Annotated in this window: 17 protein-coding genes; 7 read left to right on the top strand and 10 right to left on the bottom strand. The window is 66.0% G+C overall.

Annotated elements, in window-relative coordinates; translation table 11 throughout:
• The first annotated feature begins 4 nt into the window (after nt 1–4).
• Nucleotides 5–469, top strand: a complete 465-nt coding sequence (locus CTR55_RS03445) for a GNAT family N-acetyltransferase (protein WP_296284150.1) — start codon at nt 5–7, stop codon at nt 467–469.
• 51 nt (nt 470–520) lie between these two features.
• Here the strand turns inward: CTR55_RS03445 and CTR55_RS03440 are convergent, their stop codons facing one another.
• The 4 genes from CTR55_RS03440 to ccoN form a co-directional block, all read right to left on the bottom strand.
• On the bottom strand, nt 521–1,381 hold the full coding sequence (locus tag CTR55_RS03440) for a LysR family transcriptional regulator (RefSeq protein ID WP_296284149.1): 861 nt from the start codon (nt 1,379–1,381) through the stop codon (nt 521–523).
• Between the two features lie 55 nt (nt 1,382–1,436).
• Nucleotides 1,437–2,576: a CBS domain-containing protein gene (locus CTR55_RS03435; protein WP_296284148.1), complete on the bottom strand. Its 1,140-nt coding sequence runs from the start codon at nt 2,574–2,576 to the stop codon at nt 1,437–1,439.
• A 140-nt stretch (nt 2,577–2,716) separates the two neighbouring features.
• Nucleotides 2,717–2,923: a hypothetical protein gene (locus CTR55_RS03430; protein ID WP_296284147.1), complete on the bottom strand. Its 207-nt coding sequence runs from the start codon at nt 2,921–2,923 to the stop codon at nt 2,717–2,719.
• 11 nt (nt 2,924–2,934) lie between these two features.
• Complete coding sequence (gene ccoN / locus CTR55_RS03425) at nt 2,935–4,380, bottom strand: cytochrome-c oxidase, cbb3-type subunit I (protein ID WP_296284146.1); 1,446 nt, start codon at nt 4,378–4,380, stop codon at nt 2,935–2,937.
• A gap of 382 nt (nt 4,381–4,762) precedes the next feature.
• On the opposite strand from ccoN, the gene CTR55_RS03420 reads away from it, so the two are divergent.
• Nucleotides 4,763–5,134 (top strand): DUF892 family protein, encoded by a 372-nt coding sequence (locus tag CTR55_RS03420; RefSeq protein ID WP_296284145.1) that lies wholly within the window; start codon nt 4,763–4,765, stop codon nt 5,132–5,134.
• A 492-nt stretch (nt 5,135–5,626) separates the two neighbouring features.
• Here CTR55_RS03420 and CTR55_RS03415 read toward each other — a convergent pair whose 3' ends face one another.
• Nucleotides 5,627–8,353 (bottom strand): cation-transporting P-type ATPase, encoded by a 2,727-nt coding sequence (locus CTR55_RS03415; protein WP_296284144.1) that lies wholly within the window; start codon nt 8,351–8,353, stop codon nt 5,627–5,629.
• A gap of 415 nt (nt 8,354–8,768) precedes the next feature.
• On the opposite strand from CTR55_RS03415, the gene katG reads away from it, so the two are divergent.
• The 3 genes from katG (at nt 8,769) to CTR55_RS03400 (ending at nt 12,807) form a co-directional block, all read left to right on the top strand.
• Nucleotides 8,769–10,961: a catalase/peroxidase HPI gene (gene katG, locus CTR55_RS03410; protein WP_296284143.1), complete on the top strand. Its 2,193-nt coding sequence runs from the start codon at nt 8,769–8,771 to the stop codon at nt 10,959–10,961.
• 282 nt (nt 10,962–11,243) lie between these two features.
• Nucleotides 11,244–12,332, top strand: a complete 1,089-nt coding sequence (locus CTR55_RS03405) for a glycerophosphodiester phosphodiesterase (RefSeq protein ID WP_296284142.1) — start codon at nt 11,244–11,246, stop codon at nt 12,330–12,332.
• 73 nt (nt 12,333–12,405) lie between these two features.
• Entirely contained in the window at nt 12,406–12,807 is a 402-nt protein-coding gene (locus CTR55_RS03400) for a DUF2501 domain-containing protein (protein ID WP_296284141.1), read from the top strand.
• An 86-nt stretch (nt 12,808–12,893) separates the two neighbouring features.
• Here the strand turns inward: CTR55_RS03400 and CTR55_RS03395 are convergent, their stop codons facing one another.
• Both CTR55_RS03395 and CTR55_RS03390 read right to left on the bottom strand, forming a co-directional pair.
• Nucleotides 12,894–13,361, bottom strand: a complete 468-nt coding sequence (locus CTR55_RS03395) for a GNAT family N-acetyltransferase (RefSeq protein ID WP_296284140.1) — start codon at nt 13,359–13,361, stop codon at nt 12,894–12,896.
• A gap of 17 nt (nt 13,362–13,378) precedes the next feature.
• The gene (locus CTR55_RS03390) at nt 13,379–13,882 is read right to left on the bottom strand and encodes an N-acetyltransferase (protein WP_296284139.1); all 504 of its coding nucleotides are present in this window, start codon (nt 13,880–13,882) and stop codon (nt 13,379–13,381) included.
• A 254-nt stretch (nt 13,883–14,136) separates the two neighbouring features.
• Between CTR55_RS03390 and CTR55_RS03385 the strand changes: the two genes are divergently transcribed.
• Nucleotides 14,137–14,883, top strand: a complete 747-nt coding sequence (locus tag CTR55_RS03385; RefSeq protein ID WP_296284138.1) for an SDR family oxidoreductase — start codon at nt 14,137–14,139, stop codon at nt 14,881–14,883.
• A gap of 66 nt (nt 14,884–14,949) precedes the next feature.
• Here the strand turns inward: CTR55_RS03385 and CTR55_RS03380 are convergent, their stop codons facing one another.
• On the bottom strand, nt 14,950–15,444 hold the full coding sequence (locus tag CTR55_RS03380; protein WP_296284137.1) for a BRO family protein: 495 nt from the start codon (nt 15,442–15,444) through the stop codon (nt 14,950–14,952).
• Nucleotides 15,445–16,333: 889 nt separating this feature from the next.
• Between CTR55_RS03380 and CTR55_RS03375 the strand changes: the two genes are divergently transcribed.
• Nucleotides 16,334–17,239, top strand: a complete 906-nt coding sequence (locus CTR55_RS03375) for a LysR substrate-binding domain-containing protein (protein WP_296284136.1) — start codon at nt 16,334–16,336, stop codon at nt 17,237–17,239.
• An 18-nt stretch (nt 17,240–17,257) separates the two neighbouring features.
• Here the strand turns inward: CTR55_RS03375 and CTR55_RS03370 are convergent, their stop codons facing one another.
• Nucleotides 17,258–18,745 (bottom strand): DHA2 family efflux MFS transporter permease subunit, encoded by a 1,488-nt coding sequence (locus CTR55_RS03370; RefSeq protein ID WP_296284394.1) that lies wholly within the window; start codon nt 18,743–18,745, stop codon nt 17,258–17,260.
• An 86-nt stretch (nt 18,746–18,831) separates the two neighbouring features.
• A complete protein-coding gene (locus CTR55_RS03365; RefSeq protein ID WP_296284135.1) occupies nt 18,832–19,959 on the bottom strand; it encodes an HlyD family secretion protein in 1,128 nt (375 codons plus the stop codon).
• Between the last annotated feature and the right edge of the window lie 2 nt (nt 19,960–19,961).

Below are 19,961 nucleotides of genomic sequence, written 5' to 3'. Positions count from 1 at the left end.
TGACATGACAGCCATACAACAGCTCATCTCGATTCGCCCGGTAGTGCAGGAAGACTTCGAGAAGTGGTCCGAATACTGGGCCCGGTATCAGGATTTCTACGGGGTGGACCTGAGCGAGGAAACCACCCGGCTCACCTGGGCGCGCTTCTTTGAGGCCAGCGAACCGGTTCACTGCGCGGTTGCAACGGACGGCGAGCGGATATTCGGCTTCGTCAATTTCGTCTACCACCGCTCGACGTGGGGCCGGAACCAGTTCTGTTACCTGGAAGACCTCTACGTGTCCTCCAGTGTGAGAGGCCAGAAGATCGGCAAGAAACTCATCGAATACGTGCAGCGGCAGGCGCGGGAGAAACAGTGCGACCGGTTGTATTGGCATACCCAGGAAACCAACCACAGGGCGCAGCGGCTCTATGACTGGATTGCTGAGCGGCCGGGGGTGATCGAGTATCGGATGTCCCTCGACAACTGAGCCGGGGCGGCGCCGGAGCGAGGCTCGCGTGGGCCTCGCCCGGAAAAGCGGTCAGATCATCGGGTCCCAGCGCTGCGACCAGTCCGCATCCTGCGCCACCACCTCGCGCAGCAGGGCGAAGGCCTGTTGCAGCGCCTGCGAATCGCGGTCCCGCGAATACACCAGATAGGTCGGGTAGCTGAATTCCGGGGCCTTGGGCACCCGGCGCAGCACCTTGCGGTCGATATAGCTCTGCACCACCCGCGTGCGGAAGTAGCCCGAGCCGCCGTTCTCGAGGATGTACTGCAATGCCAGCGGACCGAGGTTGAACGACACAGGGGCCTTGGACAGTTCCGGCAGGGCGCTGTCGTGCTGCTGGCGGAAGCCTTCGCCCCAGTCGATATAGACATAGGGCTCGGGGTTCTGCGCGCGTACCAGGATCAGCTTTTCCTCCAGCAACTGCTCCACCTGCATGCCCGGCCAGTACGTCGGCTGGTACACCAGGGCGGCGTCGAGCACGCCCAGCTCCAATTGGCGCAGCAGGCTCTGGCCGTCACCGATCTCGGCGCGCACCGCGTGGCCGCCGATAGCCTGGCGGATGCGGCTGACCCAGCGCAGCATCAGCGGGTTGCACAGGCTCACCTCGCCGCCGATGTGCAGCACGTTGTGGATGCCTTCGGGCAGCGGCAGGTCGCGCTGGGCGGACTCCCACGTCTGCAGGATCTGGTTGGCGTAGGTGACGAAGGCTTCGCCGTCCGGGGTCAGGCGCGCGCCGGCGCGATTACGCACGAACAGCGTGCAGTTGAGGTGCGCCTCCAGCTTCTGCACCCGCGCGGTGACGGCGGTCTGGGTGACATGCATGCGTTCGGCGGCAGCCACGAAGCTGCCGTGGCGGACGATTTCCAGGAAGGTGCGGGTGAGGTCGATGTCCATTCACAAGCTTCTGCATGAATCAGGCGGGCAGTTTACCGGTTAGCTCAGTCGCGGGTCAGGAAAGGTGAGCGAGCAGGTCCCGTTCGAGCGCGGCGATCAGGTCGGTCTGGGTGATCACGCCTACCAGTTCGCCGCGCTCCAGCACCGGCAGGCAGTGCAGGCCGTGGTCGGAGAGCAGCGGGATCAGCTCCACCGCGTGGGTGTCGGCGTCCACATGCAGCACCGGACTGGTCATCACGTCGGCCAGCACGCGGTCGCGGCGCAGACCGATGCCTCCAAGCAGTCTCTTGAGCCAACCGCCCTTGCGCTTGGGCGCGAGCAGGTCGATCAGGCTGACGATGCCCACCAGCCGCCGATCCTCATCGAGGATCGGCAGGGCTTTCAGGTGGTGCTTCACCAGCAGGCGCAAGGCTTGGCTGACCGGCGTTTCCGGCGAGGCGCAGATCAGATCGCGGGACATCACCTCGCGCGCGCGGGTGTCGCCCATGCTGCGGCGCAGGGCGTGGCGTTCGGTACTGCGGACGATGCGTTCGAGGTCGTCGCGGGTGATGTCGACGAAGCCGTCCAGCTCGTCCAGCGCCTGGTCGAGGTCGGCGGACTGGATGCCGACTCGCGCGCCGGGCGGCGGGTCCTGGGTCTGGTGGTTATCTGGCGCGAGGCTGCGGCGGCGCGGGTAGGGCATGCGCGTCAGGTTGTTGAACAACAGGGCCAGCAGCACCAGACCGAGGCCGCCGCTGATGGCCGGCAGCGGCGCCATCCAGGCCGGTTGGCCGGGCAGCGGCGCGGCGAACACCATGCAGAAGGCCAGCGCGCCGCCCGGCGGATGCAGGCAGCGCAGCGGGTACATCAGCAGCAGGCTCAGGCCCAGGGCGAGAGCAGCGCTGACGAAACCGGCGGGCAGCCAGAAGCCGAGCAGCAAGGCCACCAGCGAGGCGCACAGGTAGCTGCCGAGCACCGACCAGGGTTGGGCGAGGGCGCCGGAGGAAACGGCGAACAACAGCACCGCCGAGGCCGCCCAGGGGCCGGCGAAATGCACTGCAACGGAGGAGCCGAACAGCAGGCCGCAGGTCGCGGCGCTGAGTAGAAAGCCCAGGCTGGCGCCGAGCGAGGCGCGCAGCCATTCGCGCGGGCGGGTGTGGGGAACGTCGGGCAGGTATGCGGCGGCGCGGTGCCGCCAGCCGGTGAGGGCAGGCATCGGGAGATCCGGGGAGCGAAGTCTGAAAAAAAACGGGCTCTCGCGGGGAAGAGCCCTGCAAGGTGCCGAAATCGGCACTCGGGGAGGCCCCGTCCTTGGGGTTGGAAAACAGCAGCGCTGGAAAACAGCAGCGCAGAAAGTCAAGCGCGCATTCGGTACGGCGGTGGCGGCTCCGGCAGCGGCTGGACGATCCTTTCGCAGTGCCGGCCGGTGGCCGCGCTCATGCGTCGCGCGGCTTCCGGGTCGTCGGCGAAGGGCAGCAGTGCTGCCTGTTCATCACCGTTGCCGTGGCAGGTCCGCCAGCAGGCGGCGGCGCAGGCGATCAGGCCAATCAGGCTGAGCAACATGGACGAGTCCCTCAGGCCGCAGCCGCTTCGAGGTTCGACACCGGCTTGCCGGCGCGTACCGTGGCCCAGGTGTTCCAGGCCATCAGCAACATGCCGCTGGCGAAGGTGGAACCGCCGATCAGCCGCACGATGTAGCCCGGATGGCTGGCCGTCAGCGCTTCGACGAAGGAGTAGGTCAGCGTGCCGTCGGCATTGATGGCGCGCCACATCAGGCCTTGGGTGATGCCGTTGACCCACATCGAGGCGATGTACAGCACGGTGCCGATGGTGGCGAGCCAGAAGTGCGCGTTGATCAGCCCGACGCTGTGCATCTGCTCGCGGCCGTAGAGTTTCGGGATCATGTGGTAGAGCGCGCCGATGGAGATCATCGCCACCCAGCCCAGGGCACCGGCGTGAACGTGGCCGATGGTCCAGTCGGTGTAGTGCGACAGCGAGTTCACCGTCTTGATCGCCATCATCGGGCCCTCGAAGGTGGACATGCCGTAGAAGGCCAGCGACACCACGAGGAAGCGCAGGATCGGGTCGGTGCGCAACTTATGCCAGGCACCCGAGAGGGTCATCATGCCGTTGATCATGCCGCCCCAGCTCGGGGCCAGCAGGATCAGCGACATCACCATGCCCAGGCTCTGCGCCCAGTCGGGCAGGGCGGTGTAGTGCAGGTGGTGCGGGCCGGCCCAGATGTACAGGGTGATGATCGCCCAGAAGTGCACGATGGACAGGCGGTAGGAGTAGATCGGCCGCTCGGCCTGTTTGGGCACGTAGTAGTACATCATGCCGAGGAAGCCCACCGAGAGGATGAAGCCCACCACGCTGTGGCCGTACCACCACTGGATCATCGCGTCGGTGGCGCCCGAGTAGATCGGGTAGGACTTGAGTAGCGTCACCGGCACCGCCAGGTGATTGACCACGTGGACCATCCCGGTGACCACGATGAAGGCGCCGTAGAACCAGTTGCCGACGTAGATATGGCGCACCTTGCGGCGGGCGATGGTGCCGAAGAACAGGTAGGCGTAGATCACCCAGAGCACCGTGACCCAGAGCGCGATGGGCCACTCCATCTCGGCGTATTCCTTGGAGGTGGTGATGCCCAGCGGGTAGCTCACCAGCATTGCCACCAGGCTCGCCTGCCAGCCCCAGAACAACAGGTTGGCCAGGGAGTCGGAGATGATCCGCACGCGGCAGGTGCGCTGCACCACATAGAAGGAAGTTGCGAACAAGGCGCTGCCGCCGAAGGCGAAGATCACCAGATTCGTGTGGATCGGCCGGATGCGCCCGAAGCTGGTCCAGGGCAGGTCGAAGCTGAGTTGCGGCCACACCAGCTGGGCGGCGATGAACACGCCCATGAACATCCCGAGGATGCCCCAGCCCAGAGTGGTGAGGGTGAAACGGCGAACGATGTCGTAGTTGTAGGCGGCGTCGTGCGAGGTGTGCTGATCGAGGGGTATCGCGCTGTCCATCTTGATTCCGTCGTACTCCGGTTGACTGACGGCTCCCTGGCCCCATTGCTGTGGTTAGCGGCGTTGGGGAGTGCGAATCAGGCAGTTAGGAGGCAATTCGCCGCAGGGAGCCCAAACAGTCTGAATAGACGCGATGAATGCAGCAAACGAATAATAATGCTGCATAAGTGCAGTTATTTTGATTTTAACGCGAAGGGCTGGCATGCGACCGCTCTGCGATGCCTTGTCCGGGATCAAGGCCGATGAGCGGCGCAGCGGAAATGTGGAGGTACGGAGCCAGCTGGAGGTATTCGGAAAATTGCAGTGTCAGTGCAATTCAATTCATTTAAAACCACAGGCCGCGAGGGTCTAGCATGGGCCTTCACTATCACCGGGGGCTTCCATGTCCGACGACCTCATTCACTGGCTACAGACCCTGATGCGTGCCGAACGCGCCGGCGCGCGGGTCATGCTCGACAGCCTGCGGCAGACCGACGAACCCATCGTCCGCCAGCGCCTGGAGCGCCTGCACGAAGGCGAGGCGGAGAGTTGCCGGCGCCTGCGCCGTTGCCTGGAACACCTGGGCGCTAAGCCCGACGGCGGCGTCGGCGACTTCCATGCCAGCGCGATGGCCATCGAGGACCTGGAACTGCGCTTCGACTTCATCGGCCGTGGCCAGCGCTGGGTCGCCCGGCAGATCACCCAGCGCCTGCCGGAGATCGACGAGCCCTGGCTGCGCGAAGAGCTGGAGGCAGTGCTGCGGTTGCATCAATAAACTGAAGCTGGCTGCGCGTCGAATGGTAGGAGCGAGCTTGCTCGCGAACCTCTTTCCGCAAACGAGGCCCCTCCAGCTGAAGGGAGGGGCTTGAGGTTATTCGCGAGCAGGCTCGCTCCTACAGAAATGGCAGTACCGGCGTGAGGCCTTCCAGCGACGGATCATCAGTGATGCATGGCGCATAACCCGTTCCGGGTTATGCGCCCTACGTGCTGCGCCTGCACCAGTGATCCGCGGACCAGACCCGCGAGTCGTAGGAGCAACTGTCTTCCTCTGGATCGCCCGTGCCTGTGCTTCCCCCTCACCTCAGCCAGGGCCAGGGTGAGGGCAAGCCCTGGCACGGAGTTTCAGGTAGGAGCGGACTCTGTCCGCGATCGATTCATCGCCGCTCCATTCGACCAGGGAGCTGGGCGAAACCATCGCGGACGGAGCCCGCTCCTACGTTTCCCGGGGAATCGGGCGCATAGCGATCGACGCCATGCGCCCTGCGGATTACCGGCGCGAAGCCTTCCAGCGACGGATCACCAGCTTCTCCAGCTCCACCGCGAAGAACACCGCGATACCGATGCCCAGCGAGATCAGCCAGCCGCTGAAGGGCAGGGCGACAGTGTGGAAGGCGGTCTGCATGAAGGGCACGTAGATCACGAAGCACTGCAGCAGGATCAGCGCCAGGGTCACGGTGAGCAGCGCGCCGTTGCGCAGTAGCGCCAGGTTCAGCGAGAACTCCTCCTGCAGGCGGCAGTTGAACAGGTACGCCCACTGCGCGGTGACCAGGGTGTGCAGGATCATCGTGCGGATGTGGTCGGTGTCCTGGCCGTTGCTGACCAGCCAGGCTTCCAGCAGGAACGCCGCGGCAGTGAGCAGGCCGCCCACGTAGAGCACCCGCCAGACGGCGAAGCCGTTGAGGATCGACTCCTTCGCGTTGCGCGGCGGCCGGCGCATCATTCCCGGCTCGCCAGGCTCGAAGGCCAGGGCGAAGGACAGGGTGGTGGAGGTCGCCATGTTCATCCAGAGGATCTGCAGCGGAGCCAGCGGGATCACCGCGCCGGCGAGGATCGCCATGACGATCAGCAGGCCCTGGGCCATGTTGGTCGGCAGGATGAACAGCACGGTCTTCTTCAGGTTGTCGTAGACCCGCCGGCCCTCGCGCACGGCGCCGGCGATGGTGGAGAAGTTGTCGTCGGTGAGCACCATGTCGGCGGCTTCCTTGGTCACCTCGGTGCCCTTGATGCCCATGGCGATGCCGACGTCGGCCTGCTTCAGCGCCGGGGCGTCGTTGACCCCGTCGCCGGTCATGCCGACCACTTCGCCATTGGCCTGTAGCGCGCGCACCAGGCGCAATTTGTGCTCGGGGCTGGTGCGGGCGAACACCGAATACTGCATGGCGAGGGCTTTCAATTGGGTGTCATCGGCCTGTTCCAGCTCCTGGCCGGTCATGGCGCGCAGCTCAACGCCCATGCCGAGCATGCCGGCGATGGCCACGGCGGTGTCCGGGTGGTCGCCGGTGATCATCTTCACCTGGATGCCGGCGCGCTTGCACAGCGCGATGGCCTCGATGGCCTCGGGGCGCGGCGGGTCGAGCAGGCCGGCAACGCCGAGGAAGATCATGCCGTCCTGCACATCGTCGTGGTCGATCACGCCGTCATCAGGCTGTACCGGCTTGTAGGCGGCAGCCAGCATGCGCAGGCCCTGGGCGGCGATGTGGTGCATTTCCCGCTCCCAGTACTCGCGGTCCAGCGGCTCCACGCCATGGGCGCCGAGCTGTTGCTGGCACATGCGCAGCAGCACGTCGGGCGCGCCCTTGAGGTAGACCAGGCTCTGCCCGGCGACATCGCAGCGCCGTGCCATGTACTTGTAGGCGGAGTCGAAGGGAATCTTGCCGAACTTCTGGAACTCGATCTCCGGCAGATTCGCCTTGCGCGCCAGGACCTTCAGCGCGCCCTCGGTGGGCCCGCCGACCACGCCCCAGCGGCCTTCGTCGCCCTGTTGCAGGCTGCTGTCGTTGCAGATGTCCACCGCACGGATGAAGGACTCCAGAGCGGCGTGTTGCGACCAGTCCAGCTCGTCGCTGGTGCTGCCGAAGGTGATGCGGCCCCTGGGCTCGTAGCTCTGGCCCTCGACACCGTAGAGACCGTTGGCGAGCAGCACACTCTTCACAGTCATCTCGTTCATGGTCAGGGTGCCGGTCTTGTCCGAGCAGATCACGCTCATGGCGCCCAGAGTTTCCACGGTGGGCAGCTTGCGGATGATCGCCTTGTTCTGCGCCATGCGCTGCACGCCCAGCGACAGGATGATCGAGACGATCGCCGGCAGGCCCTCGGGCACCGAGGCCACGGCCAGGCTGATCAGCGACAGCAGCAGCTCGCCGAAGGGGTAGTCGTGCCAGAAGAAACCGATGACGAAGAGCACCAGCATCATGCCGACGATCAGCTGGAAGATGCGCTTGCCCAGCTCGGCGATCTGCCGCAGCAGCGGCGTTTCGCTCTCGTCGACGTTGGCGATCAGCTTGTTGATGCGCCCCAGTTCGGTGGCCGGGCCGGTTTCGATCACCACGCCGCGCGCGTTGCCGGCGCTGACGTGGGTGCCGGAGAAGCCGAGGTTGGTGCGGTCGGCCAGCAGCGCTTCCTTGTCCAGCGCGTCGGCGTGCTTGCCCACGGTGAGGGATTCACCGGTGAGCATGGATTCCTCGACCTGCAGATGGTGCACGTCGAACAGGCGCACGTCGGCGGGAATCTTGTCGCCGGGGCGCAGGATGACGATGTCGCCGGGCACCAGCTGGGCGGCGTCGATCTCGATCTTCTTGCCATTGCGCACCACGCGGGCGGTGCTGCTGAGCATGCCGCGCAGGGCGGCGAGGGATTTCTCCGCCTTGTTCTCCTGGAAGAAGCCGATGCCGGCGTTGATCACCGCCACCAGCAGGATGACCAGGGTGTCGGTCCAGTGGCCCATCAGCGCGGTGGCCACGGCAGCGGCCAGGAGGATATAGATCAGCACGTCGTTGAAGTGCCGGGCGAAGCGCAGCCAGAGCGGGTCGGCCTCCTTGGCCGGCAACGCATTGGGGCCGACGCGCAGCAGTCGCGCATCGGCTTCGTCGGGGGTAAGACCTTCCGCGCTGGTTTGCAGATCGGCCAGGGCCTGCTCGACGCTCTTGCGGTACCAGTCGGTGCCTTTGGGTTCGGTGCTTCGCGGTTTGCCGTCGGTGGTTTGCTGTGCCGTCATGCTGCGACTCCCGGCTCCTGCCTGTTGGGAAAATGGGACTCACTCCAGACTAAACGGCAGGGGTTGCACCGGGCCTGTCATACCTCAAGGTTCGGCCGATCCTGGCGGAACCTACGCTGCAAGACCTAGGGCTCCCCCGCGTACCGGCGATTCGCGCGTGCCTTTGCGGGAGCGAGCTTGCTCGCGAACCTCCCTCGCACCGAAGGAGCCGACCGCCTGTTCGCGAGCAAGCTCGCTCCTACGTTTCTACCTCTCCGATACGGCCCAGCCCGCGATCCAGACCATTCCACCCATCGATAGCCTTTTACCGCTCGAGCCCATCAATAACTGCAATAGCAGCCAGCCCCAGTTGATCTATCTTCTGAAGGGTTGTGCGAATAGGCGGCGCCGCACAGGCGCCCACAAGGAGCCTGCAATGAGTGAAGAAAAGAAAGGTAGCTGCCCCTTCCACCAGACCGCCGGTGGTGGCACGTCGAACCGTGACTGGTGGCCGAACCAGCTGAGGCTGGATCTGCTGCACCAGCATTCTTCCAAGTCCAACCCCATGGGTGAGGACTTCAACTACGCCGAGGCCTTCAAGAGCCTCGACCTGGACGCGGTGAAGGCCGACCTGCGTGCGCTGATGACCCAGTCCCAGGACTGGTGGCCGGCCGACTTCGGCCACTACGGCCCGCTGTTCATCCGCATGGCCTGGCACGCCGCCGGCACCTACCGCATCGGCGATGGCCGTGGCGGCGCCGGCCGTGGCCAGCAGCGCTTCGCCCCGCTCAACAGCTGGCCGGACAACGTCAACCTGGACAAGGCGCGCCGACTCATCTGGCCGATCAAGCAGAAATACGGCGCCAAGCTGTCCTGGGCCGACCTGATCGTCCTCACCGGCAACGTCGCCCTGGAGTCCATGGGCTTCAAGACCTTCGGCTTCGCCGGTGGTCGCGAGGATGTCTGGGAACCGGACATGGACGTGTACTGGGGCGAGGAGACCACCTGGCTGGGCGGCGACAAGCGCTACACCGGCGAGCGTGACCTGGAGAACCCACTGGCCGCCGTGCAGATGGGCCTGATCTACGTGAACCCGGAGGGCCCCGACGGCAACCCCGACCCGCTGGCCGCTGCCCGCGACATCCGCGAAACCTTCGCCCGCATGGCCATGGACGACGAAGAAACCGTCGCCCTGATCGCCGGCGGCCACACCTTCGGCAAGACCCACGGCGCGGGCCCGGCGGACCACGTCGGCGCTGCCCCGGAAGCCTGCGGCCTGGAAAACCAGGGCCTGGGTTGGGTCAGCAGCTTCGGCACGGGGTCGGCTGGCGACGCCATCGGTAGCGGCCTGGAAGTCACCTGGACGTCCACGCCGACGCGCTGGAGCAACAACTTCTTCTGGAACCTGTTCGGCTACGAATGGGAGCTGACCAAGAGCCCGGCCGGCGCCCACCAGTGGCAGCCGAAGAACGGCGCAGGCGCCGGCAGCATTCCCGACGCCCACGACAAATCCAAGCGCCGCGCGCCGTCGATGCTCACCACCGACATCTCGCTGCGCGTCGACCCGGCCTACGAGAAGATTTCCCGGCACTTCTACGAAGACCCGGACGCCTTCGCCGATGCCTTCGCCCGCGCCTGGTTCAAGCTGACCCACCGCGACATGGGCCCGCTGGCTCGTTACCTGGGGCCGGAAGTGCCGAAAGAGGAACTGATCTGGCAAGACCCGATCCCCGCGGTCAACCACCCGCTGGTGGACGAGCAGGACGTCGCCGCGCTCAAGGCCAAGGTGCTGGCCTCGGGCCTGTCGGTTTCCGAGTTGGTGTCCACCGCCTGGGCCTCCGCCTCGACCTTCCGTGGCTCCGACAAGCGCGGCGGCGCCAACGGCGCGCGCATCCGCCTGGCGCCGCAGAAGGACTGGCCGGTGAACCAGCCCGAACAGCTGGCCAAGGTGCTCGGCGTGCTGGAGGAAATCCAGGCCGAGTTCAACGCCTCCGCCGCCGGCGGCAAGAAAGTCTCCCTGGCCGACCTGATCGTCCTGGCCGGCGATGCCGGCGTGGAAGAGGCGGCGCGCAAGGGTGGCCACAAGGTCAGCGTGCCGTTCGCACCAGGCCGCATGGACGCCAGCCAGGAGCAGACCGACGTGTACTCGGTGGGCATGCTGGAGCCGGCGGCCGATGGCTTCCGCAACTTCCAGAAGTCGACGTTCGCCATACCGGCCGAAGCGCTGCTGATCGACAGGGCGCAGCTGCTGACCCTGACCGCGCCGGAAGTCACCGCGCTGATCGGCGGCCTGCGTGTACTGGGCGCCAACACCGGCGACTCGCAGAACGGCGTGTTCACCGCGCGCCCCGGCACCCTCAGCAATGACTTCTTCGTCAACCTGCTGGACATGGGCACCGTGTGGAAACCGACCTCGGCGGACAACACCCAGTTCGAAGGTCGCGACCGCAAGACCGGTGAGGCGAAGTGGGCCGGCAGCCGTATCGACCTGCTACTGGGTTCAAACTCCCAGCTGCGGGCGCTGTCGGAGGTCTATGGTTGCTCGGACGGCGAACGCAAGTTCGTCCACGACTTCGTCAAGGCCTGGACCAAGGTGATGAACCTCGACCGCTTCGACCTGCCGCGCTGACGTAGCCCTGCAGGAGCGAGCTTGCTCGCGAACCAAGCCCATCTGGAATGCGGTTCGCGAGCAAGCTCGTTCCTGCGAAAAGCGTCATTCAGAGGCAAAGCCCGTGGACGGGCGATCGTCCACGGGCTTTTTCATGTGTGATCCCGACGGAATTGCGTGGGGCGGGCAGGGTCCTATGCTCGTGTGCTGATACAGCTACTCTTCGCGCCTGGTTACACGAGCGTCATGCTCCCGCGCCAGACTGGGCCGCTTATCCGTTACCCAGCCAAAGGGGTTTCGCACATGCGCCGTCGCATCATCGCTGTACTGGGCACCTTCGCACTGGCCGCCGCCAGTTTCACCGCCAGCGCCGAGGATGCCCCCGCGCGGGCCCTCAGCGAGGCCGCCGGGATTCCCTGGCCGACGGTGATTGCCCACCGGGGCGCCTCCCACGACGCCCCGGAGGAGACCGCGCCGGCCTACCTCGCCGCCCGCGACCTGGGCGCGGATTACCTGGAGGCGGACCTGCAGCGCACGAAAGATGGCGTGCTGGTGGCGCTGCATGACGACACCCTGGAGCGCACCACCGATATCGCCAGGGTCTTCCCCGGCCGCGAGAAGGACCCTGTAAGCAATTTCACCCTGGCTGAACTCAAGCGCCTGGACGCCGGCAGCTGGTTCAACAGCGCCTATCCCGAGCGTGCCCGCTCCAAGTTTGCCGGGTTGCGCATCCTCACCCTGGACGAGCTGATCGACATCGCCGAAGGCGGTGGCGAAACCCCCGGCCTGTACCTGGAGACCAAGGCACCGGGGCAGTTTCCCGGCATCGAGGAAGACCTGCGCAAGGTCCTGGAAAACCGTGGTTGGCTCGATGCGGAGGGCGAACCGCAGGGCAAGGTCGTGCTGCAGACCTTCGAGAAGAGCAGCCTGGAGCTGTTGCACAAGAGCATGCCGAAGGTGCCCAAGGTGCTGCTGCTGTGGGTCGGCGACGGCTACCTGGCGGCGAAGAAGCCGACCACCTTCGCCCAGTCCGGCGAGAAGATCAAAGCGGATTTCTATGCCCGGCAGGAAGTGAAATCCCGGAAAGAACTCTTCGCCTGGCTCGACTGGGCCAAGGCCCACGGCGCCCTGGGCACTGGCCCCTCGGCAACCCTGACTGCCCGTGGCGACCAGAGCTACATGGACCTGGTGCAGCCCTGGATGAACCAGGCCGCCCACGAGCGGGGCCTGTTCGTTCATGCCTACACCGTCGATGACGCCGTGGACTTCGACAAGCTGACCAAGGCCGGCGTGGACGGCTTCTTCACCAACCGCACCGACCAGTTGCTGAAGTTCCTCGGTCGCCCGCCGAGCCAGGACGTGGATGAAGTGCTGAAGTCGGTGGGCTATTGAATTGTCTGGCGCGGACGGGGGCTACACTCGCAATGGCCCTTCGCGCCGCGTCGTCCGCAACCAGGAGATCGTCATGAATGCCCGCAAACTGATTCCCACCGTTCTCACCGCCGCCTTGCTGCCCTGGTCGCTGGCCCAGGCCGCCTCCCTGGGCGATGTCACTGGCCAGCTCGGTGGCCTTGGCAACCTGTCATCGATGTCCTCCAGCAGCAGTGGCAATGTTGCCGGCCTGCTGGAGTACTGCGCGAAGAACAACTACCTCAACGCCGACGCCGCGACCCAGGTGAAGGACTCGCTGCTCGGCAAGCTGCCCGGTAATACCACCACCAGCGACAGCGGCTACAAGGACGGCGCCAAGGGCATCCTCACCGGCAGCGACGGCAAGAGCCTTGACCTGTCCGCCAGCGGTATCAAGGAGAAGGTCACCAAGCAGGTGTGCGACAAGGTCCTCAGCCAGGGCAAGTCGCTGCTCTGACGCCCCTGCCTGCGGAATGTGTAGGTGCGTTGCGCTCATCGGTGGCGCGCTTTTGTAGGATGGCGTGGAGCGAAGCGATACCCATCCTACGTTGCGCTCAACCGGGATTTCTCGTAGCGCACATCCCGCTCATCCACGCGCCCGACGAGCTGCCAGCCGTGGCGACGATAGAAGGGATTGGCGCGAATCCCGGCGCCGCCATCGGTCACCAGCCAGATGTTCTCGTGCTCGTGGAACAGTTGCTCCTCGGCCGCCGCCAGCAACAGGCGGCCCATGCCCAGCCCCTCGCACTCCGGGCGCACGAACAGGGCGAAGAGTTCTCCCTCCTCGGAATCCACCATGGCGAAGCCGCCGGCAACGCCCTCGATCTCGGCGATCCACGCGCAAGGCGCGGATTCGATCGCCTCGGCCAGCGCCTGCGGCGTGATGCCCAGTTCGGCCATCTGCTCGCGGCTCAGGTGGTTCTCCCGCACGCTGGTGCGGATGTCGAAGAGGGTGTCGATGTCCGCCGGGGTGGCGGCGCGGATCGATACAGGGCGGATCGAGGGAGACATGGGGACTGTTCTCGTATTCAGGTGGCGGAGAACCCGCTGTGGTAGGCGACCTTGCCGGCGGCCTTCGAACCGTCCAGCGACAGCGCCATGAAGTACTCCGGCGGCACGCCTTCGTACTGGATCGCCGGGTCCTGAGCAAAGCCGAAACGCGGGTAGTAGGCCGGGTCGCCCAGCACCACGCAGCCCCGTGCACCCAAGGCTTTGAGGCGCTCCAGCCCGGCGCGGATCAGCTCGGCACCGATGCCCTGTCCGTGCAGGTCGGGTCGCACGGAGACCGGCCCCAGCCCGTACCAGCCAAGGTCTGCGCCATCCAGGGTGACGGGCGAGAACGCCACATGACCGACCACCTCGCCCTCCACCGTGGCGACCAGGGAAATGCTCAGCGCCCCTGCCGTGCGCAGGGCGTCGACGATGGCCGCCTCGGTGCCGCTGCTGTGCTCGGCCACGGCGAAGGCGGCGGTGGTCACTTCACGGATGACGCTGACGTCTTCCGGGCGTTCGGGACGAATGTTGTGCTGCATGCTGTTTGTCCTCCTGGAAGGCCGAAATGCCGGCCTCGGGTGGTCCGGCTGGAATCGGGTAAAACGGACCTTTGCAGTCCGATTGACTTCTTGATTGCCGGGTCATTCTGACATCTGTTTCCTGCGATGCCTTGAATTTCCTGGGCGCTGAGCCTGGCACGGAGCTTGGATTGTGAATCGTGCATGCGCATTCGCATGTACTGCGACGCGCTGTGATGCAGCGCTCGCGACCTGTCATTGAAGGAGAAAGACAGATGCCCAGCAGTGAAACCAGAACTCCCTTGGCCGTCATCACCGGCGCAGGCTCCGGCATCGGGCTGGCTGTGGCGCAGCGCCTGTTGCGAGAGGGTAACCGTGTACTGGCCGTGGCGCGACGCAACGAAGCGCCGGGAGCGTTGCAGGAGATTGCCGGCGGCCGCCTGCACTGGCTTTCCGGCGATGTGACGCGCGCCGAAGACCTCCGTCGCCTGGCCGAACTGGCCCGCGAGCTGGGCCCGGTCGACTACCTGCTGCCCAACGCCGGTATCGCCGAACTGGCCGATGGCCTTGACGAATCTGCCTTCCAGCGGCAGTGGGCGGTGAACGGCGCCGGCGCGCTGAATACCCTCGCTGCACTACGCGAGCAATTGGCGCGCCCGGCGTCCGTGGTGTTCATCGGCACCTTCCTGTCCCAGGTGACCTTCCCGGGGCTGGCGGCCTACATCGCGTCGAAATCCGCGCTGCGTGCCCAGGCGCGGACGCTGGCCGTGGAGCTGGCGGGCGAGGGCGTGCGCATCAACATGGTATCGCCAGGGCCGACCGCCACGGCCATCTGGGGCACCCTGGGCCTGGAAGCCAGCGCCCTGGAAAGCGTCGCTGCCAGCGTCAACCAGCGCTTGCTGGGTGGGCAGTTCCTCGACGCAGAGAGTGTGGCGGATGCCATCGTCTTCCTGCTCTCGGACCAGGCGCGCGGCATCTACGGGCAGGACCTGATCGTCGACAATGGCTACACGCTGCGCTGAGTTTCCCCCCGGTTAAGTTGCCCCCCGGCGAACGACAAGGCCCGCCACATGGCGGGCCTTGTCGTCTCAGCGCTTCCAGAATCCGCGTGGGCCTTTGGGCTTGTCGTTGACGGTGGTGAAGGTCGGCAAGTCGTCCAGTGGCACCCAGACCTCGCCCTGCCAGTCGAGCACGGTGACGAAGCCGTCGAGCCAGGTCATGCGCATGCGCCGGGGCTGGTGAGGGCATTGTTGATGCTCATCGCGCAGCAGCGGGATCACTTCGTGGCTGAACCACTGGCGAAGGGTGCGGTTTTCCGGGTGGCTGTGGCGGTAGAACGCCATGTACAGCGCTGCTTCGCTGATGACCTCCACTTCCTCCTCGCTGCCGCTGTTGCACAGCAGGCGGACGATTTTGGCTTCGCCTTCTTCCAGGCGGCGGGCGAGAACGGTGGGGTGGTGCAGGCCGAGCAGGCGGGCGACATCGGTGCCGACGAACCAGGGTTGGTTGTCGATCATCACGGCGCGTACGGGGCGGTTGTGGCGCAGGAAGGTGGTGGCGGTGACGGCAATCAGGGCATCCATGGCAGGTACTCCAACTCGGGGAGAGAGCCGCGTCCCGGAAGGGAGGCGGACCGCGTGAGGTTGGTGAACCGGAACCAGAGCCGGCAGGCCCGAAGGCCTCCCCACGCGATCCGCCATATCAGCGCTGTAGTTTCCTACAGTTGCGTGGGGGCCTACGAAAACGATTCGCCGTTTTCGCATGCGCTTGCAGCGCAGTCGCGCTGGTTATCAGGTCACCAAACCCAACCACGGGATTGACCGTGGCGGGTTGGAATCTAGCGATGGCTCTTGTAGGCCCACAAGGCGGTTTGCCGGTGGGAAGTTTCGGGGGATTTGGGGTAGTTCCGTAGGAGTCGATTGCCCGGGCAGGTGGTCTCAGGGGCGGGTTCGCGAGCAAGCTCGCTCCTACAGATGGGCGATACGCACTGGTGTTTGCCGGTAACAACGCATTCCGCCGCGCGGGATTTTGCGGGCGGGGTTTGGCGCTCCTTGTAGGAGCGAGCTTGCTCGCGAACCGAATGGCACAGTCTGTAGGGCGCATAACGCGGCGGCGTTATCCGCCCTACGCACTGGTGTTTGCCGGCAACAACGCATTCCGCCGCGCGGGATTTCGCGCGCAGGGTTTGGCGCTCCTTGTAGGAGCGAGCTTGCTCGCGAACCGAACGGCACAGTCTGTAGGGCGCATAACGCTGCGGCGTTATCCGCCCTACGCACTGGTGTTTGCCGGCAACAACGCATTCCGCCGCGCGGGATTTCGCGCGCAGGGTTTGGCGCTCCTCGTAGGAGCGAGCTTGCTCGCGAACCGAATGGCACAGTCTGCAGGGCGCATAACGCGGCAGCGCAAGCCCCGCGCCGCCACCGATACGGTAAGCTGCGCAGCTTTCCCAGCGTTCCATCTGGAGAACGACCCATGGAAGACCTCAACACCCTCTATTACTTCACCCAGGTGGTGGAGCAGGGTGGCTTCGCCGCGGCCGGCCGCGCGCTGGACATTCCCAAGTCCAAGCTCAGCCGGCGCATCGCCCAGTTGGAGGAACGCCTGGGCGTGCGCCTGCTGCACCGCACCAGCCGGCACTGCTCGCTGACCGAGATCGGCCAGGAGTACTACCAGCGCTGCGTGGCCATGCGCATCGAGGCGGAAGGGGCGTCCGAGGTCATCGAGCGCAACCGCGCCGAACCACGCGGCCTGGTGCGGCTGGCCTGCCCGACGACGCTGCTCAACTCCTGGGTCGGGCCGATGCTCACTCGCTACCTGCTCAAGTACCCGCTGGTGGAGCTGTTCATCGAGAGCACCAACCGCCGCGTCGACCTGCTCCACGAAGGTTTCGACATCGCTCTGCGGGTGCGCTTCCCGCCGCTGGAGAACACCGACATGGTGATGAAAGTGCTGGGTAACAGTACCCAGTGCCTGGTGGGGCGCCCGGACTTCCTCGAACGCATGGCCGGCGATAGCTCGCCCCTGGGCTTCGGTCAGTTGCCGAGCCTGCACTGGGGCGGCATGCAGCGCGAATACCAGTGGGAGCTGTTCAACGAGGAGGGCGAGCGCCTGCTGATCTCGCACAAGCCGCGTATGGTCACCGATGACCTGCTGGCGCTGCGCAATGCCGTCCTCGCCGGTGTCGGTATCGCCCACGTGCCGCGCGTGTCGGTGCGCGAGGACCTGGCCGCCGGCACGCTGGTGGAGCTGTTGCCGGGCTGGTGGCCCAAGTGCGGCATCGTCCACGCGATCTTCCCGTCGCGCCGTGGCCTGCTGCCTTCGGTGCGCACGCTGATCGACTTCCTCGCCGAAGAATTCAACCAGAGCGACATGGCCTGAGGCGCCGCGATTGACGGCTCAGTGACTGTCCGCGCTGGGCTGCGTGGGCGGGTCGATCCTGCGCATCAGCGGCACCAGCAGCAGAGTCACCGCGAAGCACGCGCCGACCAGCAGGAAGGCGTCGGCGAAGGTCAGTGTCTGTGCCTCGCGCCAGGTCAGGTCCCACAGGTGTTTCAGCGCCTGCTGCGAGGGTTCGCCATTCAAATCCATGGAAGGCGCCAGCCAGTGGTTGAGCGCTTCGTTGCCGCTGTTCAGGTGCTCGGCCAGGCGCAGGAAGTGCAGGTTGGCGCGGTCGTTGAGCACCGTGGCGCAGGCGGCGATGCCAATGGCGCCGCCCAGGTTGCGCATCAGGTTGAACAGCCCGGAAGCCAGCTTCAGGCGCTCCGGTGGCAATGAGCCCAGTGCCAGGGTCACCGTCGGCGCCACGCAGAACTGCTGCGCCATGCCGCGCAGGGCCTGCGGGAACATCAGCTGCGCCGCGCCCCAGTCGTGGGTCAGCGGGGCGAATTCAACCATCGACAGGGTGAACATCACCATGCCCAGCAAGAGTATCCAGCGCAGGTCGACGCGTTTGGCGAGGAAGGCGTAGAGCGGGATGCTCATGATCTGGAAGATGCCCGTGGAGAAGATCGCCAGGCCGATGTCCAGCGCGCCATAGCCGCGCACCCGGCCGAGGAACAGTGGGGTCAGGTAGATGGTGGCGAAGATGCCGATGCCGGTGACGAAGCTGAACAGGCAGCCGAGGGCGAAGTTGCGCTCCTTCAGGGCACGCAGGTCGACGATGGGGTGCGCGGCGGTCAGGCTGCGGTGGATGAAGGCGATGCCGCACAGGCCGGAAATCCACGCGGTGGCGACGATGGTGTCGTCGCTGAACCAGTTCCAGCGCGGACCTTCCTCCAGGGTGTATTCCAGGCAGCCGAGGAACAGCGCCATCAGCACCATCGCCGGGTAATCGGCGCCCTTGAGCAGCGACAGGTCGGGCTTGTCGATGCGCACCATGATCGGCACCAGGATGGCGACGAACAGCCCCGGCTCCAGGTTGATGTAGAACAGCCAGGGCCAGGAGGAAATATCGGTGATCCAGCCGCCGACCACCGGCCCGAGAGTCGGCGCGAGGGAGGCGATGGCGCCGATGGTGGCGGCGACTATCACCCGCTGCTTGCCGTCGAAGTAGAGGAAGCCGGTGGTGAACACCAGGGGGATCATCGAGCCGCCGAGGAAGCCCTGCAGCGCGCGGAAGGCAATCATGCTCTGGATGTTCCAGGCCATCGCGCAGAGCAGGCTGGTCAGGGTGAAGCCCAATGCTGAGGCGGCGAACAGCCAGCGCGTGGAGAACACCTTGGACAGCCAGCCGGAGAGCGGGATGACGATGATCTCGGCAATCAGGTAGCTGGTCTGCACCCAGGCCAGTTCATCGGCGCCGGCCGATAGTCCGCCGCCAATGTCGCGCAGCGAGGCGGAGACGATCTGGATATCCAGCAGGGCGATGAACATGCCCAGGCACATGCAGGCGAAGGAGATGACCTTGCGGCCGGTGGAGAGACTTTCCACCGGGATCGTCTCATTGCTCCAGAGCTTGTTGCTCCAGATGCTCACGGCCGGGTGCCCTGGGCGACACGTTGATCGGCTGTATGCGGAGCATGTGCGCGGGTGTCCACTTCGACGAGCACCGACAGACCGGGGCGCAGGTTACCCAGGCGGCCGTCGGCGTCGTCCAGGTGCACGCGCACCGGCACGCGCTGGACGATCTTGGTGAAGTTGCCGGTGGCGTTCTCCGGCGGGAGGATGCTGAACTGCGCGCCGGTGGCCGGGGCCAGGCTGTCCAGGTGACCGTGGAAGACCTTGCCGGGGAGGATGTCGGCCTCGATGGTCACTGCCTGGCCGGGTTGCATGCGCGCCAGTTGGTCTTCCTTGAAGTTGGCGTCCACCCACAGGCCTTGCGCGGGCACCACGGCGAGCAACTGGGTGCCGGCGGCGACGTAGCTGCCGACCCGCGCACGGCGGTTGCCGATGTAGCCGTCCACCGGGGCGCGCAGTTCGGTGTAGCTGAGGTCCAGGCGCGCCAGGTCGCGGGCGGCGACGGCCTGCTCCAGCGCGGCCTGGGCCTGCTGCCGCTGACTGTGGATCACGTCGAGCTGGCGGCGCGCGGCGAGCAGGCTGGCGCGGGCTTTGTCGCTGTTGGCATGGGCGGATTTGAAGCTGGCGTCGGCGCGCTGTGCGGCTTCCACCGACACCGCGTTGGTGCGCACCAGGGTGGCGTAGCGGCGCTGGTCGTCGCGGGTGCGCACTTCCTCGGCGGCCGCCGCGTCGATCTCCGCCTGGCTCTGGCGGATCAGCGCGTCCTGCAGCGAGGCCTGGGCGTCGACATTGCCCAGCGCCGCTTCCTCGGCGTGCACCGCGCCCTCGGCTTTCGCCAGCGCGGCGCGGTAGTCGCGGTCGTCGATGCGGGCAAGCAGGTCGCCGGCGTGCACCAACTGGTTGTCGCTCACCTTCAACTCGGCGATGTAGCCGGCCACGCGCGGGCTGATGACGGTGACGTCGCCGCCGACGTAGGCATCGTCGGTCTTCTCCAGGAAGCGTCCGTCGAGCCACCAGTGCCCGGCATAAGCGCCCGCACCAAGGATGACCGCCGTGGCGACAGCCAGCTTGAGCGCCTTGCGGGATTTCGGTTTGACCGTGTCGACGGCTGGCGTGGCGGGGAGGGTGACGGGCTGGTTCATGG

Origin of the sequence: Pseudomonas sp. (genome assembly GCF_002796985.1) — a bacterium.
GTDB lineage: Bacteria > Pseudomonadota > Gammaproteobacteria > Pseudomonadales > Pseudomonadaceae > Pseudomonas.
This window is presented reverse-complemented; position numbering and strand designations above follow the sequence as displayed.

Excerpts from the sequence above, each read along its gene's own strand:
- CTR55_RS03435 (WP_296284148.1), bottom strand. The coding sequence starts at position 2,576 with ATGCCTGCCCTCACCGGCTGGCGGCACCGCGCCGCCGCATACCTGCCC.
- CTR55_RS03420 (WP_296284145.1), top strand. The coding sequence starts at position 4,763 with ATGTCCGACGACCTCATTCACTGGCTACAGACCCTGATGCGTGCCGAA.
- CTR55_RS03415 (WP_296284144.1), bottom strand. The coding sequence starts at position 8,353 with ATGACGGCACAGCAAACCACCGACGGCAAACCGCGAAGCACCGAACCC.
- CTR55_RS03385 (WP_296284138.1), top strand. The coding sequence starts at position 14,137 with ATGCCCAGCAGTGAAACCAGAACTCCCTTGGCCGTCATCACCGGCGCA.
- CTR55_RS03390 (WP_296284139.1), bottom strand. The coding sequence starts at position 13,882 with ATGCAGCACAACATTCGTCCCGAACGCCCGGAAGACGTCAGCGTCATC.
- CTR55_RS03380 (WP_296284137.1), bottom strand. The coding sequence starts at position 15,444 with ATGGATGCCCTGATTGCCGTCACCGCCACCACCTTCCTGCGCCACAAC.
- CTR55_RS03395 (WP_296284140.1), bottom strand. The coding sequence starts at position 13,361 with ATGTCTCCCTCGATCCGCCCTGTATCGATCCGCGCCGCCACCCCGGCG.
- CTR55_RS03400 (WP_296284141.1), top strand. The coding sequence starts at position 12,406 with ATGAATGCCCGCAAACTGATTCCCACCGTTCTCACCGCCGCCTTGCTG.
- CTR55_RS03430 (WP_296284147.1), bottom strand. The coding sequence starts at position 2,923 with ATGTTGCTCAGCCTGATTGGCCTGATCGCCTGCGCCGCCGCCTGCTGG.
- CTR55_RS03405 (WP_296284142.1), top strand. The coding sequence starts at position 11,244 with ATGCGCCGTCGCATCATCGCTGTACTGGGCACCTTCGCACTGGCCGCC.
- CTR55_RS03365 (WP_296284135.1), bottom strand. The coding sequence starts at position 19,959 with ATGAACCAGCCCGTCACCCTCCCCGCCACGCCAGCCGTCGACACGGTC.
- CTR55_RS03440 (WP_296284149.1), bottom strand. The coding sequence starts at position 1,381 with ATGGACATCGACCTCACCCGCACCTTCCTGGAAATCGTCCGCCACGGC.
- CTR55_RS03375 (WP_296284136.1), top strand. The coding sequence starts at position 16,334 with ATGGAAGACCTCAACACCCTCTATTACTTCACCCAGGTGGTGGAGCAG.
- katG (WP_296284143.1), top strand. The coding sequence starts at position 8,769 with ATGAGTGAAGAAAAGAAAGGTAGCTGCCCCTTCCACCAGACCGCCGGT.
- ccoN (WP_296284146.1), bottom strand. The coding sequence starts at position 4,380 with ATGGACAGCGCGATACCCCTCGATCAGCACACCTCGCACGACGCCGCC.
- CTR55_RS03370 (WP_296284394.1), bottom strand. The coding sequence starts at position 18,745 with ATGTGCCTGGGCATGTTCATCGCCCTGCTGGATATCCAGATCGTCTCC.
- CTR55_RS03445 (WP_296284150.1), top strand. The coding sequence starts at position 5 with ATGACAGCCATACAACAGCTCATCTCGATTCGCCCGGTAGTGCAGGAA.